Source organism: Microbulbifer maximicatervae (SeqCode) (genome assembly GCF_056232625.1).
Map to the genome: position 1 here is coordinate 3,586,367 of NZ_CP174324.1, position 18,182 is coordinate 3,604,548.

An 18,182-nucleotide genomic window follows, 5' to 3' on the forward strand; every position below is an offset into this window, starting at 1 on the left:
CTATCTCTATATTATTCCTGATATTTGCCGTCTCAGCTTCCGACAGCTTCGGCATCCGCATACTCACGAATAGCCGCCAACAGTACATCTTCCTGGTAAGGCTTACCCAGGTAGTGGTTAACTCCCAGGGACATAGCGTGATCGCGGTGCTTATTACCGGTACGCGAGGTGATCATTACGATAGGAATATCGCGCAGGCGGCTGCTGGAGCGAATATGGCGGGCAACCTCGAAGCCATCCATACGCGGCATCTCAATATCCAGCAGGATCAGATCCGGGATCTTATCCTGCAGCTGGATAACCGCATCCTGACCATCCTTTGCAGTGCTAACCAGATAACCCTCTCGCTCCAGGAAGCGTGTCGTTACCTTGCGCACTGTAACCGAGTCGTCCACAACCATAACGGTCTGCTGGCGCGCCTCCTGCTCGGACTGCACTTCAGGCTCTTCCTGAATTTGAAGCTGCGGCACTTCCGGCCTTGCCAACTGAGTGGCCTGGCGACGCAGCAGGGCGTGTGCGTCGAGAATCACCACGACGCTACCATCACCAGTTACTGTTGCACCTGATACCCCTTGAACCCCGGAGAACTGCGGGCCGAGGCTTTTCACTACAATCTCGCGACTACCCTTAATGGCATCCACCTGTAACGCCATAGCGTGCCCTTCAGAGCGCACCAGCAGCACGGGCAGTTGCATATCATCGACACTGAGTTTGGGTTGAGCACCAGACTTCAGCAGAGTACCGAAATAGCTAACCTGATAGAGTTCTCCGGCGTATTCGAAGCGCGCCTCATCCGAGCGATAGTAGTGCTCAAGCTCAAATGGGCTGAGGCGTACAATACCTTCGATGGTATTCAGCGGCAGTGCAAACAGGTCATCGCCAATTCGCACCATCAAAGCGCGGTTAACCGAAACTGTGAACGGCAGACGAACGACAAATTCTGTTCCTGCGCCTGCCTCTGAGTTGATATGGACGCTGCCACCGATCAGCTTAAGCTCGGCGGATACAACGTCCATGCCCACACCCCGGCCAGAGATCTGGGTAACTTTTTCTGCAGTGGTAAAACCGGCCTGCAGAATGAACTGAAGAATCTCATTATTCGAGAGCTCAGCATCCGGCCTCATCAGGCCATTTTCCACCGCCTTTTCACGCACCCGGATCAAATTGACACCGGCACCATCATCGCGGATGGTGAGGACAACTTCACTGCCCTCCCTTTTCAGCGCCACATCGATACGCCCACGCTCAGACTTGCCGGCAGCCAAACGCTCCTCTGGCATTTCAATGCCGTGGTCCACAGCGTTGCGCAGCATATGCTCCAGTGGCGCAACCATACGCTCCAACATGGACCGGTCCAGCTCGCCTTCAACGTTGGAGAATCCCAACTCGACCTGCTTGCCCAGCTCAGCACTTACTTGGCGCACGATGCGACGCAGGCGCGGTACCAGACGGGAGAAAGGTACCATGCGGCTGCGCATCAGACCTTCCTGCAATTCGGTATTTACTCGGGACTGCTGGAGCAACAGGGTCTCTGTATCCCGCGCCTTGTTATTCAGAGTGGAGCGCAGCTCCATCAAGTCAGATGTGGACTCCAGCAGGGAACGGGATAATTGCTGAATAGACGAGTAACGGTCCATTTCCAGCGGATCGAAGTCGCCGTCCTGTTCTGCCAACTGCTCCTGGCGGAACAGGATCTGAGCCTCGGTCTCGCGGTCCAGGCGGCGCAGCTGTTCGTTGAGACGCACCAGCGTCACATCCATCTCGTCCAGGGCGAGACCGAACTCACTCATCTGCTCTTCAAGACGACCACGGGAAATTGCAGTCTCACCGGCGAGGTTTACCAACTCCTCCAGAAGTTCAGCAGCTACACGCACCATCTCCTGGGGCTGGTTCCGGGTCGGTGCCGCTACCTCCTGCTCTGCATTACCGGCCTTGCGGATAAACGGCAAAACGTTATCGCTTTCCTGACCTACAGCGATCTCGGGCAGCTGCGTAGCAACTACATCAGCATCCGACTGAGTACTCTCGGCCGCAATGACTTCATCACCTTGTTCCGCATCCGCTACGAGAACAGTTTCTTGAGGTTGTTCGTCTGAAACTTCAGATTCAATCACTGCTTCTGCAGCTGCCGAGTTAGCCGGCTTCTGATCCGCCCAATCGGTGCTGACCAGCTGTACAAAAGCATCAAGCTGTTCACCAGCCATCCAGGCGCGAACTGTCTCTACTCCATCGGCGAGACGATCGTGGATACCATGGGCATTGGCGAAGAAATCTGCGGAGGGCCGATCGTTGTCGCGCATGCCTTCGATCACCGTTTCAAAACGGTGAGCTACTTCACCCAACCCCATTAGGCCAGCCATACGTGCACCACCTTTAAAGGTGTGCAATACACGCTTCAGGGCCTCACCTTGCTCGCGGCCTTCCGGCTCCTCTTCCCAACTCTGGATCAGTTCCTCCAGCTCATCGGTAAGATCTCCCGCCTCCTCCATAAAGACATCGACAACATCCGGGTCAATGTCTGCCAACAACTTCTGTAAATCGACTGATTGAGCGGAATCCTGTGATGACACCTCGCTACCCGGTTGCTCGATAGCCAGGTCGCCAGCAGGTTCAACTTCAGGTGCAGAGAAGGGTTCTTCAAATTGAAAAACATCCTCAACGGCGGCCTCAACTTCTATGGCCTGCAATTGAGGAGTTTCCGAATCCTCAGCCTCGCCATCGAGAGATTCCCCGTCGTGCGACTGTAATACAGGTGGCTCAATCCACTCATCAGGGGATGCTTCTGAAACCAGAAGCTCGGTTACTTCCGTGGGCTCCGGCGCCTGCTCTTCAGGCTCGGCAATAGCCAGTGCTTCGCTATCGATTCCCAGTTCATCGAGGTCGTAGTCATCTTCTGCTGATGAACTGGTTTCCTCACCCTGAGCCAGGTAGCGAAGCGCCTCTTCCACAGCTTCGCTGACTTCAGGGAGGTCTTGTGCTGCTGCTACTGCATCGATTAAATCGAGCAACTCATTGTGTCCCTGCTCAAGAGAGGCCCATAGCGCGGGCTCCTGCTCAAGGTCACCAGCAAGGACTTTGCGATAAACATTCAGCAACAGCTCAGCGAGCTCAGCCAGGATCGGCAACTGCGCTCGGCTGGCCGCCTCCTGCAGAACATTGAGCTCATCAGCGACCAATACAACACGACTTTTATCTGCCGGGTCGGCGCGCCACTCAGTCAGCATTTGGTCTGCATCAAGTAGCACCCGCATGCCATCAGCCATCAAGACTTCGAGAAGCTGGGGATCGACCGCGCGAGGTTCATTCGCCTCGCGCTCGCGAATCAAGTGGCCTACAGAGCGCTCCTGCAATTCAGCAACGCGAGCAAGGAACTGTTCCGATTTCTCTATTGCGAGAGGCTCTGAAGAGCGAATCTGTTCCAGCACTTCACGCACATAGGTGGCGCTATCATTGATCAGATCAAAAATATCTGCATCGATAGGCACCTGATAAATACGCAGCTCTTTAGCGAAGCGCTCCAGTGGCGCCATAATTTCGGCAACCACTTTGACTTCCGCCATATGTGCGGAGCCTTTTAGTGTGTGGAGTGCCCGGTGCATTGGGTCGCTCGGAACACCATACAAAGGCGCGGCAGCCTGCATATCCAGCAGATACTCATCTACGACATTGAGGTGCGTCTCTGCCTCCTGGGCAAAAATTTCCCAGAGTTGAGCCAGGTCTTCTCCGGTGTCCTCAACAACGTCAACTGCCGCGACACCGCCTGCACTTTGGGCTTCCAGATCAGCGGGCATCTCTCCCGCACTTAGCTGCTCAGCCCAAGCTTGTAACTGCAGGGTAAGCTGCTGATCGGGGTCGCTCTGTCCGTGTTTAAACGCCTCAATCATTGAGGGGAACTTCTGATACACCTGCTCAATCAGGTATACATGGGCAGGCCCGGGTTTCACACTGCCATCGATAACCCGGTTGAGCATATTCTCCACAGACCAGGCCAGTTCACCAATATCCAGGGCCTCGACCATACGGCCCGACCCCTTCAGGGTATGGAAGCCCCGACGAAACTCTACCAGGGCATCCTGATTGGCAAAATTGGCAGCCCACTCCGGGAAGTAACAACTGATATGCGCAAGAACTTCCCCGGCTTCTTCCAGGAAGATCTCGATAATTTCATCGTCAATCAAGCTCTCAGTGTCATCACCGAGTTCCTCCGTCGTATCCGCGACCTCTGCAACTGCAGCAACCGGCTCAACCTCAGCAGACTCTACCATCGGTGCAACTTCAATGAAGTCAGCAATCTCAGCAGGCGCTTCCTCAGCTTCAGGAGCCTCTATCCCAGTTTCAACTTCAAGTACCGGAGCAGCTTCAACCTGAGGAGCCCCATCAGAGAACCAAGACTCCTCCGGAACAGACTCTCCATCGATTTCCAGCTCGGACTCCACAACAGAATCTGCTTCATCGACAGGCAGCTGCAAAATTATGGCAGATGACTCTTCCGCATTTATTTCAGCTTGAGAGTCCAGAGATTCGTCAGAAACCGCAGTGGCTTCGTCATCGGGGATTAAATCGTAATCAATAAGATCTGGCAGTTCGGGTTCTGATATCGGGGACGCTTCCAGACTGGCGTCGGCCTCACTCTCGTCGACGATCTTCAGCGAAACGCCCAAAGCCTCTACGCTATCTTCAGCCAGTGCCAAAAGCATTTCTGCATCAGCCAGACCTTCCGCACGACGCTCCAGGTAGTATTCAACACTGGTAATGGCATCTGCCAGAGTATCCAGCATTGTCCATTCGGGCTGTTCTCCAGCCTCAATCAGGGAGCTGCCAATATAGCGGTTGCAAGCGGAGATGATTTCACCCGCTCGCTGGTAACCCACCATTTCGAGACCACCACAGACTTCCTGTAAGCGCTGTGGCACACGACTCAGGTAACTGATATCCCAGTGGCTGGCCACATACTCCATGACCGCTTCTTTTACCGCTTCCAGACCGAGTCTGGCCTCGCGTAATACAGAGTCAGTGGCGTCGCCCATAATGGGCTGCTCATCGTCGACTTTTTTATTGCGATCGACGGTGGCGGCAAGCGCTGAATCAAGCTGAACCAATTCCCCGGCGGCACGCATCAGGTACTCTTCAACGTCAGTGCCACGGGAGGCGTCGCGAAGGTCTTCGTAGACACTGCGAGCGCGAACCCGCTGCGCTTCCAATCCCAAAATACCGAGTGTATCCGCGAGGCGCTTGGCCACAGCGGCCGTATCTGACAGCGAGGGTTGTTCTGTATCGGTTGTACTGGGCTCCAGTGCTTCACGCACCAATTGCAGTTCATCGCGCAATGCAGCAATTGCACTGCCCAGGGCTTCTGGCCCCATCGCCAATACATCTTCAGTATCCGGGCGAGGCGTACCGGGAACCGCCTTATCTAGTGCGAAGCGCTGGTAGAGTTTCTCGCAGTGCGGCCCATTCGGACCGGCGAGGTAGACATAAAAAAGTAGGTTGCGCAGAAAGTCCTGGTCCAGGCGCGCGTCCAATACCTTTGCGCCACGCCCCTGCAACAACCTGAATTCAATATCCACCTTGCGCAGTAAATGGCGCAGTGCGGGCTGCACATTAATACGGTGTTCGCCGAGCGCCTCCAAAATACCGAACAGTACTTCCCACAGGGATTGGCGGCAGCTGCCACTGTAAAGCAGCTGCATTTTTTCAATAATCTTGGTGAGGTAAGCCAGGCTTTCGCCGCTGTTTACATCCCGGATCAGACCCGCAGCCGCTACGTGATACATCTTGCGCAACTTGGTGACCAGGTCATTTAAGCGGGCGCTATCGGCGACGAGGGGCTGGCGCTTTCCAATCACCGTTGCCAATGAAGACAATTCTGGCGAGAAAAGTGCTCCTTCACTGATCAATCGCTCGCGGCGCACAGCGCGCAAGTCATTCATCAGGGGAAGTAAGAGAACGGCATTGTCACGACGCTGAAAAGAAACCTTTTCGAGGTAAAGGGGCAACTCCAGCAATGCGCGCATCAAAAATTCGCGCGTCTCGTCGGTATTTTCAACCGCACCAGTGGCCAGGGCCTGGATAAGTTGCTCCATCTCTTCTGCTAACATCGCGGCACCACTGAGCTGTGCCATATGCAAGCTACCGTGCACCTGGTGCACCAGCGACAAGCTGTTTTGCAGAAGAGAGGCACCCGCATCGGGTTCTACAGCGAACGTCTCAAGAAATTGGCGCGCTTGCGCCAAAGTCTCGTTAATTTCACCGATCAGCCAATCCAAGGCCATAAAGTTCGGGTTGTCGTGACTCACGCCAAGTCCCCAATAATTTATTCAGTACTCAAGCGCTACAGTTTTCAGCGAGAAAAACCCGCGGATTTATCGGAAGCAATTCCGTGCGCCCCTTTTGCACCCGGCCAACTTTCATAATGGCCGGGTATTATTGTGTGGGTTAGGCCAGGGCCCTGTCTTCGCGGGACTCCAATGAATGAGTATCTTCACCTTCAATAGCGAAAGTATCTGTATCCATTTCCGGCAACTCCACGTCATACAGCTCGCTGTTGCTTTCAACACTTTCCTCTTGCGGAAGTTTGAAGCCGGCAACGGATTCGCGCAGTGCACTCGCGGTCTGCGCCAGGTTACCAATGGACTGGGCGGTAGCCTGGGTACCCGCAGAGGTCTGCGAGGTAATTTCCTGAATCACGTTCATCGTGTTGGAAATGTGGCCTGCAGACGAAGCCTGCTGACGTGCAGCGTTAGAAATGTTCTGAATCAACGATGCCAGGTTGTTGGATACATTCTCAATTTCTTCCAGTGCAACACCCGCATCCTGGGCCAGACGAGCTCCACGTACCACCTCACTGGTGGTTTGTTCCATGGAGATTACCGCCTCGTTGGTATCGGACTGAATCGCTTTTACCAGACCTTCGATCTGCTTGGTTGCAGCTGCGGAGCGCTCCGCAAGTCGCTGTACCTCATCCGCAACCACCGCGAAGCCTCGACCGGCATCACCGGCCATGCTCGCCTGGATCGCGGCATTCAATGCAAGAATGTTGGTCTGGTCGGCAATGTCGTTAATCAAACTTACGATATCGCCAATTTCCTGGGAGGATTCACCCAGGCGCTTAATTCGCTTGGAGGTATCCTGAATCTGCTCGCGGATGTTATCCATGCCTTTAATGGTGTTCTGTACCACCTTGGCGCCATTACTTGCGATATGTACCGAGCGCTCGGCTACCTGGGCAGATTCGGAGGCGTTGGCAGATACCTGGTCAATGGTGACCGCCATTTCGTTAACCGCGGCGGAAGCTCCGGCAATTTCCTGTGCCTGGTGCTCAGAGGCCTCGGCCAAGTGCAGTGCAGTCTGCTGGGTTTCCTGGGACAAGCCAGATACTTCCTGTGCAGCACCATTAATCCGCGATACCAGCACACGCAGCTGGTCAATAGTAAAGTTAATGGAGTCGGCAATCGCACCAGTAAAGGCTTCGGTTACCGTTGCAGAGGTGGTCAAGTCACCGTCGGCGAGGTCGGCCAGCTCGTCCAGCAACTGCATAATCGCGTGCTGGTTACGCTCGTTGGTATCTTCCTCTTTTTTCAGGTTTCGGCGGGTACCGGAGAATGCCATCGCCATCATACCGAAGATCAACAAAACGAAGACCAAAGCCAGTGCAGCAATGGTCAAGTTGTTGGGCTGGCGATCATCTGAAAGGTTTACGATTCGGTCATTCAGCGTACTCAATGCTTCGATCAGCTGGGGAGATGACGCGATAATGCCGTCAGAGGCCTGGCGGGTAGCAAACAGGGCTGGAGTTGCTTCGAAGATATCCCGTACGGAGGTGCTTACGAAGCCGAACAGCTCAGTAATTTCATCCAATGAGTGGCGAGCCTCTTCATCGGTAATACGGGAAATCCCCATCACCACATCGCCGCTCTTCATACCGTCAACCACCTTACCGAAAAGACTGGCGTCGGTATTAAACTGGTCAGCGGCGGCTTCGGCATCATCGCCACCTTGGAGCATTTTATCGATATTTCGACCAATACGCTCCGCACGCCATACCTGCAACTGGGCCTGCTCCACCTGATTTGCCGGGGCGTTGTTAGCCAGCAGAATTTCTACAATATTGTTGTGCTCAGCCTGTAATTCCGGAAGCGAGTCACTCAACGTTGAAGCGATATCGTTAAGAAACACGATGGTTTCCTGGTTGCCGATGATCGTGTCGACCTGCTCGCGCAAGCTGCGCCAAACCTGATCGTAAGCAGACAATTGAGCACCCAGGGCGCGGCGACTATTGTCATCCATTCGCTGGAGCTGGTTCCAGGCATTAGCCATTTCTTCGGTAACATTTTCCAGCTCGGTAAAGGCCTCACTATCGCCTGCGGTTGCCGCCGGCGCATAGGAAACTACCTGATAGGAAAGGGCCCGCAACTCGGCGACTTGCTGCAGGTACTCTTTATCCTGCTCGTCTCGAGTCTGTACCAAATAAATACTGACAATAAGCCCCGCCAGCGTGGCGAGTACCAGTAGACCTAATACCAGCGCGGCAGGGTTACTGCGCAGCGCGGAAAAGGAACTCTGGGAGCCTGGTTTCATAATTTACTCCTAGCGGGCCATTGCATTAGGCCGGTTTAATACCACTTTAGTTTTAACGCTTTAATGACAAGACCCCTCAGTCAGTGCTGTACATCCCTGCACTAATTGCGGGCCATCCGGTCGACCACCCTCGGTTACCGGAAAGAAAGAACTGGATTAGTCAGCGTAAAGCTGCATCCATAAAACGCGCATCCTTGATCAGTGCCCGCATATCGAGAACGAGCCAACGATGCTGCTGTAAAACAAACTGGCCGTGCACCATTGGCGCAAATGGTTCACTCAAATCTGTCGGTGCCTCACGGGCATACTCGAACGCCAAGTGCTGCATCCCAAACAATTTATCCACGATAAGCCCCACGTAGGTCTTATCCCTCTCGAGCACCAAAACACGACGTTGCTGGCGCGGACCTGAGAGATAGCCGCCATAAAAAGCTGCGAGATCAATAAGGGGAAGCAGGCGACCACGAACATTAGAGACGCCTTTTACCCAAGGCTGAGCGCCCGGAATAAAGGTGTGCTGTGGCACTTCGAGCAATTCCACAACGTCATCCATGGAGGCGACAAAGTGGTTATCCAGAAGAGAGAAACCGATACCGGTCCAGTAGGGTTTGATTTCCCGGCGGCCAGGCAGGCCAGTGGCCTGCGCTTTGGCGCGCCGTGCAATATCAACCAGAGCTAAATAAGGTGTTTGTGACTGCACTTTTCGCAGCTGGCTATTAGGCCAACACCTCCCCGATCGCATCCAGCAATTTGCTCTCATCGACAGGTTTGGTCAGGTAAGCCCTGGCTCCCTGGCGCATACCCCAGACACGGTCTGTATCCTGATCTTTGGTAGTTACCATAATGATCGGGATTTCACCGGTATTGCTGTCTTTGCTCAATTGGCGGGTGGCCTGGAAACCGTTGAGACCCGGCATCACAATATCCATCAGGATCAGATCGGGGCGCTCGGCGCGGGCTACTTCAACTCCGCTTTCACCGTTGGGAGCGGTGATTACTGCGTGGCCATTTTTTTCAAGAATGGTTGTCAGCTTATGTGTTTCTGTAGGAGAGTCATCAACTATTAGTACTCTTGCCATCATTTCCCCCATGACATCTTTTCGGCAACAACTACTGCGCTCGGCGGTTTTTGTTGTGATTATCCTCGCTAGCATGTGCCGAGATGCACTATGACTACCGATAGTGTGGGTACAAAAATCAACCGGTCTGTAACAACCGGAAAATCTGTACTCTAATTAAATTTTGGTACCGAGCTTGTGGGCACAATGCCCACAATGGAGTCCGTTATCTATATTTTCTTTTTTGTAGGCCACTTATGCGGCATGGTGCGGCTTGGCATGAGCGGAAATAGCACCCAGCAGCTCGCTCTTACTAAAAGGTTTGGTCAGATATTGATCGCAACCAACAACACGCCCTTTTGCCTTATCGAACAAACCGTCCTTACTCGACAACATTACAACAGGGGTGGAGCGGAATTCGCTGTTATTTTTTATTAACGCACATGTTTGATAGCCATCCAGGCGCGGCATCATAATATCGACAAAAATGACATCCGGACGGGAGTCCGCGATTTTTGCTAACGCATCAAAACCGTCTGTCGCGGTGACCACGGTACAGCCCGCCTTTTGCAGCAACGTCTCCGCAGTGCGGCGAATTGTCTTACTGTCGTCGATCACCATGACAGTCAGACTTTCCCAGTTAAGCTCCATAGTCTTTTTTGAATCCCCTGTTTACTTATTTTCGGGCACGCGAAAACTTTAGTTGCGCCCTTTTTTCAAACCGCTTGCGGGGTCCGGGCGCCTAGCCTGGCGAAGGTCGCACGCTGAGACGAACTTTTATCACAGAACCCCAGGCGAATCTAGCTGAGTCGACACACTGCAGGCGACGCAGTTCAAATTATCACCACTTATACATTCATTGAAGGTATTGCGTTAAGAAGGTTGCACCTTCGCAAAGCTGCTCTTACCTTATCTATCCAACAACGCTGGTAGCGGCCACAAAATTGGGAGCAGAACCAGTGATAACTGGGATAGAAATACCCAACGATTTGGAAACCCGTATGAATTATTCCCTCGGTGTGGTGATGGACCCCATCGCCCAGATCAATTTTAAAAAAGATACGACGCTTGCACTGTTACAAGCCGCACAAGATTGTGGTTTCCAGCTATTTTATTTCGAGCAGAGCCATCTTTACCTGGAGAATGGACGCGCAACTGGGCGCGGCTGCCCTATGCAGGTTTTTGACGATGCAAATCGTTGGTTTTCTCTGGAAGAATCCAGAGAAATGCCACTCGGCGAGCTGGATGTAATCCTGATGCGCGTCGATCCCCCCTTTGATAATGAATATATTTATTCCACTTATATTCTCGAAGCGGCAGAGCGCGAAGGTGCGACGGTAGTCAATAAGCCCCAGGCTCTACGCGACTGCAATGAGAAAATTTTTGCAACAAGTTTCCCCCAGTGTTGCCCACCAGTTCTAGTTAGTCGCGACATGGCCAAGCTGCGGGAATTTCACCGAACTCACCAAGATGTCATTTATAAACCTCTGGATGGCATGGGTGGCGCAGGAATCTTCCACTGCAAACCAGATGGCGCCAACCTTGGAGCAATTCTGGAAATGCTTACCGAGCACGGCCGCCAGCAGATTATGGCGCAGCGTTACATCCCAGAAATCAAAGATGGTGACAAGCGTATCCTGGTCGTTAACGGTGAACCGATTCCCTATTGCTTGGCGCGAATTCCCGTAGCGGGTGAGACTCGCGGCAATCTTGCAGCCGGCGGGCGCGGCGAAGCACGCCCCCTGACCGATAGAGATCGCTGGATCGTTGAGCAAGTCGCTCCCACTTTGAAGGAAAAAGGTCTGTTATTTGTCGGGCTGGACGTTATTGGTGACTACCTAACAGAAATTAACGTTACCAGTCCCACTTGTGTACGGGAAATTGATGCCGCTTACAATACGGACATAGGCGCGCGACTAATGAGCGGCATCACACACCTGCTGGCACAAAAAAGGTAAACTGGGCGTTTGATAACTCTCAGGGCGGTTTACCACTGAGAACAAGGCTGTGTAAAACGCACGTCCGAATAAGTAGTAGTTGATAATAGATAATGAATTCCTCTGCCAACGCGACACAGTTTCATGCAATGCAGCGTGAACGCTTTGTGTTCTCATTATTTCTAGCCGCCGCGTTACATGCGCTAATTGTTTTCGGAGTAGCTTTTGCTGCTCCGAAAGGTGCACAGGCGCCACCGACACTTGAAGTCACACTTTCTTTGCAAAATTCCGCTCAGGCCCCAGAGGATGCTGACTACTTGGCACAGCACAACCAATTAGCCAGTGGTACCGCAGACTCTCGGAAAGAGTTATCCACTAAGCGCCGCGCCGAGTTTGCCGATACGCAAATTCATCGCGTGACGCCTTTGCCACAACAACAATCTGCGCGGCCAGCAGAACAACGCCGCCTGTTAATTACCACAGTTGGTGATAGCCCGATTCAGGCTCCTGAACTTTCGGCAGAAGATAAGTTATCCAAGGAAAAGCGCGGCGACGCACCCAATGACCTGCCATTGAGCAATCCTAAAATAGCTAGCCTAGAGGCGCGTCTCGATAAAATTCGCCAAACTATTGCCGAGCGCCCCCGAGTACGCAGATTGACATCTGTAGCTACCAGAGCCTCAGCCGATGCCGCTTATTTACATGAATGGCGCCAGAAAATAGAAGCTGTTGGCAGTGATAACTTTCCCGAAGAGGCCTTGGAAAAACAAATTAGTGGCGAGTTACGCATGATGGTGCGGTTGCTTCCCACCGGAGCCGTCGAGAAGGTTGTTATTCTTCAATCCTCCGGGGAGCGCATTCTCGATGATGCGGCCCAACAAATTGTGCGTCTGGCAGCTCCCTTCGCTCCCTTCCCATTAGAGATCAAGAACGAAGTTGATCGACTGGAAATTATCCGTACCTGGCAATTCGAAAGAACCGGGGGACTTACTACTTCTGCGGGGGATCTCCCCAGCCGAGGCTAAAATGGGCTTTCAACTGGCGGTTTATTACTGATCTATGCCTAATTCGAATATCGATAGCGACCTGACTCACGGAAACCTGCGCGGCCAGTTCCTTCTGGCCATGCCCGGTATGGAGGACCCGCGCTTCAAACACGCTATCGCACTGATTGTTGAGCACAATAGCGACGGTGCCATGGGCATAGTGATCAATATGCCCAGTAAGGTACACTGGCACGAGGTATTCGAGCAGCTGTCTTTGGAGGATCTCAGCTTGCGCGGTGACGAACCAGTTCTACTGGGCGGCCCCATGTCACCAGAGCAGGGATTTGTACTGCACGGCACCGGCATGCACTTCGACTCTACAACCGAAATCAATTCAGATATCAGCCTGACCGCTTCCAAGGACATCCTCGAATCCCTCGCCGCAGGGCGCGGCCCTGACGATGTACTACTCGCCCTCGGCTACGCAGGCTGGGGGCCCGGTCAGTTGGAGCAAGAGCTGACAGAAAACGCCTGGCTGACACTGCCGGCAGAGCCCGAAACCCTATTCGCCACACCGGTCGAAAAACGCTGGCAAAGCGCCGCCGCCCGCCACGGCATCGATCTTTCCGGCCTCGGCTCCCAAGCTGGCCACGCCTAACAGAAAAATTACTGACCCCTATGAATAAACCCGTCACAGCGCTAGCTTTTGACTTTGGAACCCGCTCTATTGGCGTAGCTTACGGCCAGAGCCTTACCGGTGGAGCACGGGAACTGGCCCCACTACCCGCCAAAGATGGCAAGCCCAATTGGGACTCCGTAGAAGGCCTGATCAAAGAGTGGCAGCCCCACCTTTTACTGGTTGGCCTCCCCCTCAATATGGATGGCAGCGAAAGTGAATTTGGCGTGCGTGCGCGAAAATTCAGCCAGCGCCTGCACGGTCGCTATGGGCTACCGGTAGAGCTGATCGACGAGCGTTTAAGCACTCGAGCCGCCAAGGAAGAGGCCAACGAACGCGGACATCGTGGCAACTACGCACAAGACCCAGTGGACTCAATAGCCGCACGGATAATTCTCGAAGACTGGCTGCGCACCAGGGGCTAGCCCCTCAGCTACAGAGAGCCTCACTGCATTGCGACTCTGTTAGAATGGCCGCTTCAACCAATAAGTGATTGAGCCGCATGTCTATAGATCGTATTCGCATTGCCACCCGACAGAGTGCTTTGGCCCTGTGGCAGGCCAACTATGTCAAAGACCGCCTGCAACAGGCGCACCCGAAACTTCTTATCGAGTTACTGCCCCTCACCAGCCGGGGTGACCAGGTTTTGGACATCCCATTAACCAAAGTGGGCGGCAAAGGCCTGTTCGTTAAAGAACTGGAAGTGGCGATGCTCGAAGGCCGTGCGGACATCGCAGTTCACTCGATGAAAGATGTCCCCATGGAATTCCCCGAAGGACTTCACCTGCCGATTATTTGCGAGCGTGAAGACCCCCGCGATGCCTTTGTCAGTAATATTTATGACAGCCTTGATGACCTGCCCGAGGGAGCAGTAGTCGGCACTTCCAGCCTGCGCCGACAATGCCAATTACTTGCCCGTCGCCCGGACCTAAAAGTCACCTTTTTACGGGGCAATGTGAATACTCGACTGGCCAAACTGGATGCCGGCGATTACGACGCTATCATCCTCGCTGCGGCCGGACTGCTGCGACTTGAAATGCCGGAACGTATCCGCAGCTTCCTGGCAACAGACATCCTGCTCCCCGCTGGTGGACAGGGCGCAGTGGGTATCGAGTCGCGCCGCGATAGCGAACTGGAAGCCTTGATCCAACCGCTTCACTGTCCGGAAACCGCAGCCCGACTCAGTGCGGAGCGCGCCCTGGTTAAGCGCCTCAACGGCGGCTGCCAAGTGCCTATCGGCTGCTACGCCGAGCTGGATGGTGACACCCTGTGGTTGCGCGGACTCGTTGGCAGTCCCGATGGCAAAACCATGATACATGCCGATAATCGTGGCCCTGCCGCTGAGGGAGAGCGACTGGGTACTGAACTCGCGGAACAGTTACTGGCCGATGGTGCCGATAAAATCCTCGCCGCTATCTGATATGGGCAATCTCACCCACGACCTGCTGCAGGGCAAACGTATTCTCAGTACACGGCCAACGCAGCAGGCTGATAACTGGTGTGCGCTACTGCGCGGCCTGGGGGCCCAGGTAGATAACATCCCCATGCTCGGCATAGAGCCAATTGAGGATCAAGCTGCCATACAGGCCATAAAAAACTCAATCCTCGATTTTGATCAAACGGATGTCGCAATCTTTGTTTCCCAGAACGCCGTGCGCTACGGCGTAGACTGGCTTGAAGACTACTGGCCACAACTACCCAAAGGACCTCGCTTTTTGGCGATCGGCGCGGCAACCGCTAGCGCCCTGGAAAAGCGCGGTATACCCTGCGAGCAAAGCGGCAATACGATGAACTCCGAGGAGTTGCTGCGCCTACCCTGGTTACAGCAGTTGGACGGGAAAAGAGTTCTTATTTTTCGCGGCTCCGGTGGCCGCCCTCTTATCGGCGACACCTTGAGTGATAGGGGTGCGCGAGTAACTTATTGCGAACTCTATCGGAGAGTGCTGCCACCGGAGGCTGCAACCTCCTTGGCTGAGTATAAATTCCAACCCGATATTATCAGTGTGCACAGCGGTGAAACACTCGATAACCTGGTTACCTGTATCCGCCAGATAAACCGCAATACACTCTTTGAAACCGCTCTTATCTGCCCGAGTATACGAGTTGCCACTCGGGCAAATGAGCTTGGTTTTGCCCATTGCTATAGCGCGCTAAATGCCGGCGATAACGCTATGCTGGAAACACTGCGTAAAGCCCTCGGCTGATTTGCTATCGAATTCTCGACCGCTTTGCGCTAAAAATCTTAAAACGGCGTTTAGCCCGCTATTAAGGCTCGCGCCACTCGTTATAATCTGACGACATTTTCCACCTGCGCCGCCATACCCATGACCGATAAAAAAGATCAAAATATAGCCGCGACCAATGAGCCCCCGGAAAACACAAAGCCTGTAAAAGGCAAAAGTAATTTCGCCAAAGCCTCAGAGGAAAAAGCCTCTACGAGCAAAGCCAGCGGCGGTGCTGCGGCCGGTAGATCCAATGGGCTGTGGTGGTGGCTACTGTTCATCCTCATTTTGATTGCTGTGGCCTCACTGGCCTGGTTTAACTCTCCTCAGCTGCGCGAACACCTTGGCGCTTACCTCAACTATCTACCCGGAAAAACGGCAGCCCCGGAGAGCACCACCACTATTACCCCTGCAACGGAAGTGCCGGTTGCCGCTGAAAACACCACCCAAGCGCCGACCTCCAATATCACTTCGGAAACCCCAGCTGCTACCCCTGCCCCAACTGAACCCCAAACCCCCGATTATTCCGGGGAGTTCAATCAGCTGGAGCAGGCCGATGCCAATTTACGCAATCAACTGGAGCGACAAAATCGCACTATCGCCCAACTGCAGCAGCAACTGGCTTCCATGCAGCGCAGTGTCACCGCACAGGGAAACCGCTTGGGTCAGCTGGGAAATGTAAGCCGCGACGATTGGCAATTGGCTGAGGCAGATTATCTGTTGCGTCTAGCCAATCAGCGCCTGCTTCTCGAAGACGATAGTCGCGCTGCGCTGGGGCTGGTCGAGCGCGTGGACGAGATATTGCGCGATGTGGACTTACCGGATCTGTACGGGGTACGCCAACAGCTTGCCCGTGATATCACCTCACTGAAGCTGGTCCAAAACATCGATCGCCAGGGTTTATACCTCCGTCTCAGCGCCTTGGAAGAACAGCTAATCCGCACAAATATCCAACCACAATTCGATATGGCTTCGGCAGAACAACCCAGTGAAGAGCAGCCCAGCATTGAGGAGAATGCCCCCCTGTGGAAGCGGGAGTGGCACAACTTCACCCGCTTCATGCGCGAATCGGTGCGCCCCATTGATGGAGACATCAACCCGGTAATGCTATCCCCACAGAGTGAAGCTCGCTTTCGCCAGACTCTGCGCCTTTATATGGAGCAGGCCCAACTGGCATTGCTTCGCGGCGATACCACGGTTTACAGGGACGCTCTGGATAGTGCGCGGTCGCTACTACTCAGTTATGGCACTGCCAGTCCGCAGCGCGATGCGCTGGCCCAACAACTAACGGAACTTAGCAAACAACGTATCCAGGTCGAAATGCCTGACCTCAGCGCCTCCCAGCTTGCCCTGCGCAATTATATTGAGCGTTTACACAAAACATCCGGCACCACCACACCAACTGCCTCGCAACAGGAGGAGAACCAGTGAAAAAACTGTTCTTCACCGCTCTGGTACTACTGCTGCTCGGCGCTTTTCTACCGGAGGCTATTAACAATTATCCCGGCTACCTGGTAATCGGTATTGGCGGTGAGCTGAATAAAGGCTACGAGATGAACCTCTGGTTCGCAATTTTCTCGCTGGCAGCAGCTCTAATTATCCTCTTCTTTGCCATTTGGCTGGCTCGCAGTATCTTTCGCGGATTCCGAGGTAGTGTCGACCGGCTGAGATTTGGTCGCCAGCGTGTAGCGCGCCGACGCCTGACCAGCGGCTTGGTGGAATTTATGGAGGGCAACTGGTCCCGGGCGCGTCGTCAGCTGCTGAAGAGCGCCCCTCGATCTGAAGCCCCGCTGATCAATTATTTGGCGGCAGCGCGCAGCGCCTTTGAGCTGGGCTTTCGTGAGGAGGCCAATGAATTACTCGCCAAAGCGGAGGCCTGTGGTGAAGATACCCGCCTGGCTGTAGCCCTAAGCCAAGCTCGTATGCAGCTCCTCGATAAACATTACGAGCAGTGTATTGCCAGCCTAGAGCGCGCCAAGCAGCTCGAGCCGAAACATCCTGCCCTGTTACAACTTCTCAAGCAGGCTTATTACCTTCTGGGTGACTGGAGCCGTCTTCGCGCATTACTGCCCGAATTGGAGAAACATGCGAACATGCCCGAAGCTGAGCTGCACCAGCTTGAACTCGAGGTGTATCAACATCAGCTGACCGAAGCAGCTAATCGCAAAGATATCGATAAATTACACGATACCTGGCAAAGCCTGAGTGGCCGCTGGCAACGCAACGAAGCCCTGCGCAGCCTCTACGCACAGCAACTGCATCGGATTGGTGAAGACACAGAGGCAGAGAAGCATTTGCGCTGGCTACTCAATCGAGCTTGGGACCCCAAGCTTGCCGAACTCTACGGCTGCCTGGTGGGCGCCGACCCTGCGGCACAAATATCTGCAGCTGAAGGCTGGCTGAAAGAGTATGGGGAAAGTGCTGCATTGCTAACCTGTCTCGGGCGCCTCTCAATGCGCAATGAACTTTGGGGCAAAGCTCAGCAATATTTTGAGAAAAGCCTATTGTTGCGCCAAGATCCCGCTACCTCCGCTGAACTGGCTCGCCTATTTCAATCCCTTGGGGAAAAAGATAAAGCAGCAAAACTCTATGAGGAAGGCTTGCTACAAGCAGTCAAGGACTTGCCCCAGTTGCCTATGCCCAGTCAAGGCACTCCCCTACTAGGCGCTCACGCCTGAGTCATCTCCCCTGAAAGGCCGACGGGCCTTTCAGCCACTCCCCAATTG

13 protein-coding genes are annotated in these 18,182 nt (G+C 53.9%); 8 read left to right on the forward strand and 5 right to left on the reverse strand.

Translation table 11 applies throughout. The annotated features are described in order from the left end of the window. Positions 1 to 32: 32 nt before the first annotated feature. From ACJJI6_RS15550 to pilG, 5 genes are all read right to left on the reverse strand, one after another. Positions 33 to 6,296, reverse strand: coding sequence for a hybrid sensor histidine kinase/response regulator (locus ACJJI6_RS15550; RefSeq protein WP_475711125.1), 6,264 nt, complete (start codon positions 6,294 to 6,296; stop codon positions 33 to 35). A 139-nt stretch (positions 6,297 to 6,435) separates the two neighbouring features. Beyond that, complete coding sequence (locus tag ACJJI6_RS15555) at positions 6,436 to 8,577, reverse strand: methyl-accepting chemotaxis protein (RefSeq protein WP_444918797.1); 2,142 nt, start codon at positions 8,575 to 8,577, stop codon at positions 6,436 to 6,438. Positions 8,578 to 8,737: 160 nt separating this feature from the next. Further along, positions 8,738 to 9,277, reverse strand: coding sequence for a chemotaxis protein CheW (locus tag ACJJI6_RS15560; RefSeq protein WP_444892581.1), 540 nt, complete (start codon positions 9,275 to 9,277; stop codon positions 8,738 to 8,740). 16 nt (positions 9,278 to 9,293) lie between these two features. After that, positions 9,294 to 9,656, reverse strand: a complete 363-nt coding sequence (pilH, locus tag ACJJI6_RS15565) for a twitching motility response regulator PilH (protein ID WP_108731421.1) — start codon at positions 9,654 to 9,656, stop codon at positions 9,294 to 9,296. Between the two features lie 234 nt (positions 9,657 to 9,890). Beyond that, positions 9,891 to 10,286 (reverse strand): twitching motility response regulator PilG, encoded by a 396-nt coding sequence (gene pilG / locus ACJJI6_RS15570; RefSeq protein WP_020413651.1) that lies wholly within the window; start codon positions 10,284 to 10,286, stop codon positions 9,891 to 9,893. A 350-nt stretch (positions 10,287 to 10,636) separates the two neighbouring features. On the opposite strand from pilG, the gene gshB reads away from it, so the two are divergent. The 8 genes from gshB to ACJJI6_RS15610 all read left to right on the forward strand — a co-directional run bounded on the left by gshB (position 10,637) and on the right by ACJJI6_RS15610 (position 18,134). Further along, entirely contained in the window at positions 10,637 to 11,593 is a 957-nt protein-coding gene (gshB, locus tag ACJJI6_RS15575; RefSeq protein WP_475713463.1) for a glutathione synthase, read from the forward strand. 92 nt (positions 11,594 to 11,685) lie between these two features. Next, positions 11,686 to 12,597, forward strand: coding sequence for an energy transducer TonB (locus ACJJI6_RS15580; RefSeq protein ID WP_475711127.1), 912 nt, complete (start codon positions 11,686 to 11,688; stop codon positions 12,595 to 12,597). A 34-nt stretch (positions 12,598 to 12,631) separates the two neighbouring features. Next, on the forward strand, positions 12,632 to 13,216 hold the full coding sequence (locus ACJJI6_RS15585; RefSeq protein ID WP_282930307.1) for a YqgE/AlgH family protein: 585 nt from the start codon (positions 12,632 to 12,634) through the stop codon (positions 13,214 to 13,216). A 20-nt stretch (positions 13,217 to 13,236) separates the two neighbouring features. After that, positions 13,237 to 13,659: a Holliday junction resolvase RuvX gene (ruvX, locus tag ACJJI6_RS15590; RefSeq protein ID WP_413664071.1), complete on the forward strand. Its 423-nt coding sequence runs from the start codon at positions 13,237 to 13,239 to the stop codon at positions 13,657 to 13,659. A 77-nt stretch (positions 13,660 to 13,736) separates the two neighbouring features. Next, a complete protein-coding gene (gene hemC / locus ACJJI6_RS15595) occupies positions 13,737 to 14,654 on the forward strand; it encodes a hydroxymethylbilane synthase (RefSeq protein ID WP_445355242.1) in 918 nt (305 codons plus the stop codon). Beyond that, positions 14,623 to 15,438, forward strand: a complete 816-nt coding sequence (locus ACJJI6_RS15600; RefSeq protein ID WP_475711129.1) for a uroporphyrinogen-III synthase — start codon at positions 14,623 to 14,625, stop codon at positions 15,436 to 15,438. Before hemC ends, ACJJI6_RS15600 begins: the two co-directional genes overlap by 32 nt. Before the next feature lie 120 nt (positions 15,439 to 15,558). Next, positions 15,559 to 16,887, forward strand: a complete 1,329-nt coding sequence (locus tag ACJJI6_RS15605; RefSeq protein ID WP_475711130.1) for a uroporphyrinogen-III C-methyltransferase — start codon at positions 15,559 to 15,561, stop codon at positions 16,885 to 16,887. After that, positions 16,884 to 18,134: a heme biosynthesis HemY N-terminal domain-containing protein gene (locus ACJJI6_RS15610; protein WP_282930312.1), complete on the forward strand. Its 1,251-nt coding sequence runs from the start codon at positions 16,884 to 16,886 to the stop codon at positions 18,132 to 18,134. The genes ACJJI6_RS15605 and ACJJI6_RS15610 overlap by 4 nt, the downstream gene beginning before the upstream one ends. Positions 18,135 to 18,182 lie beyond the last annotated feature (48 nt).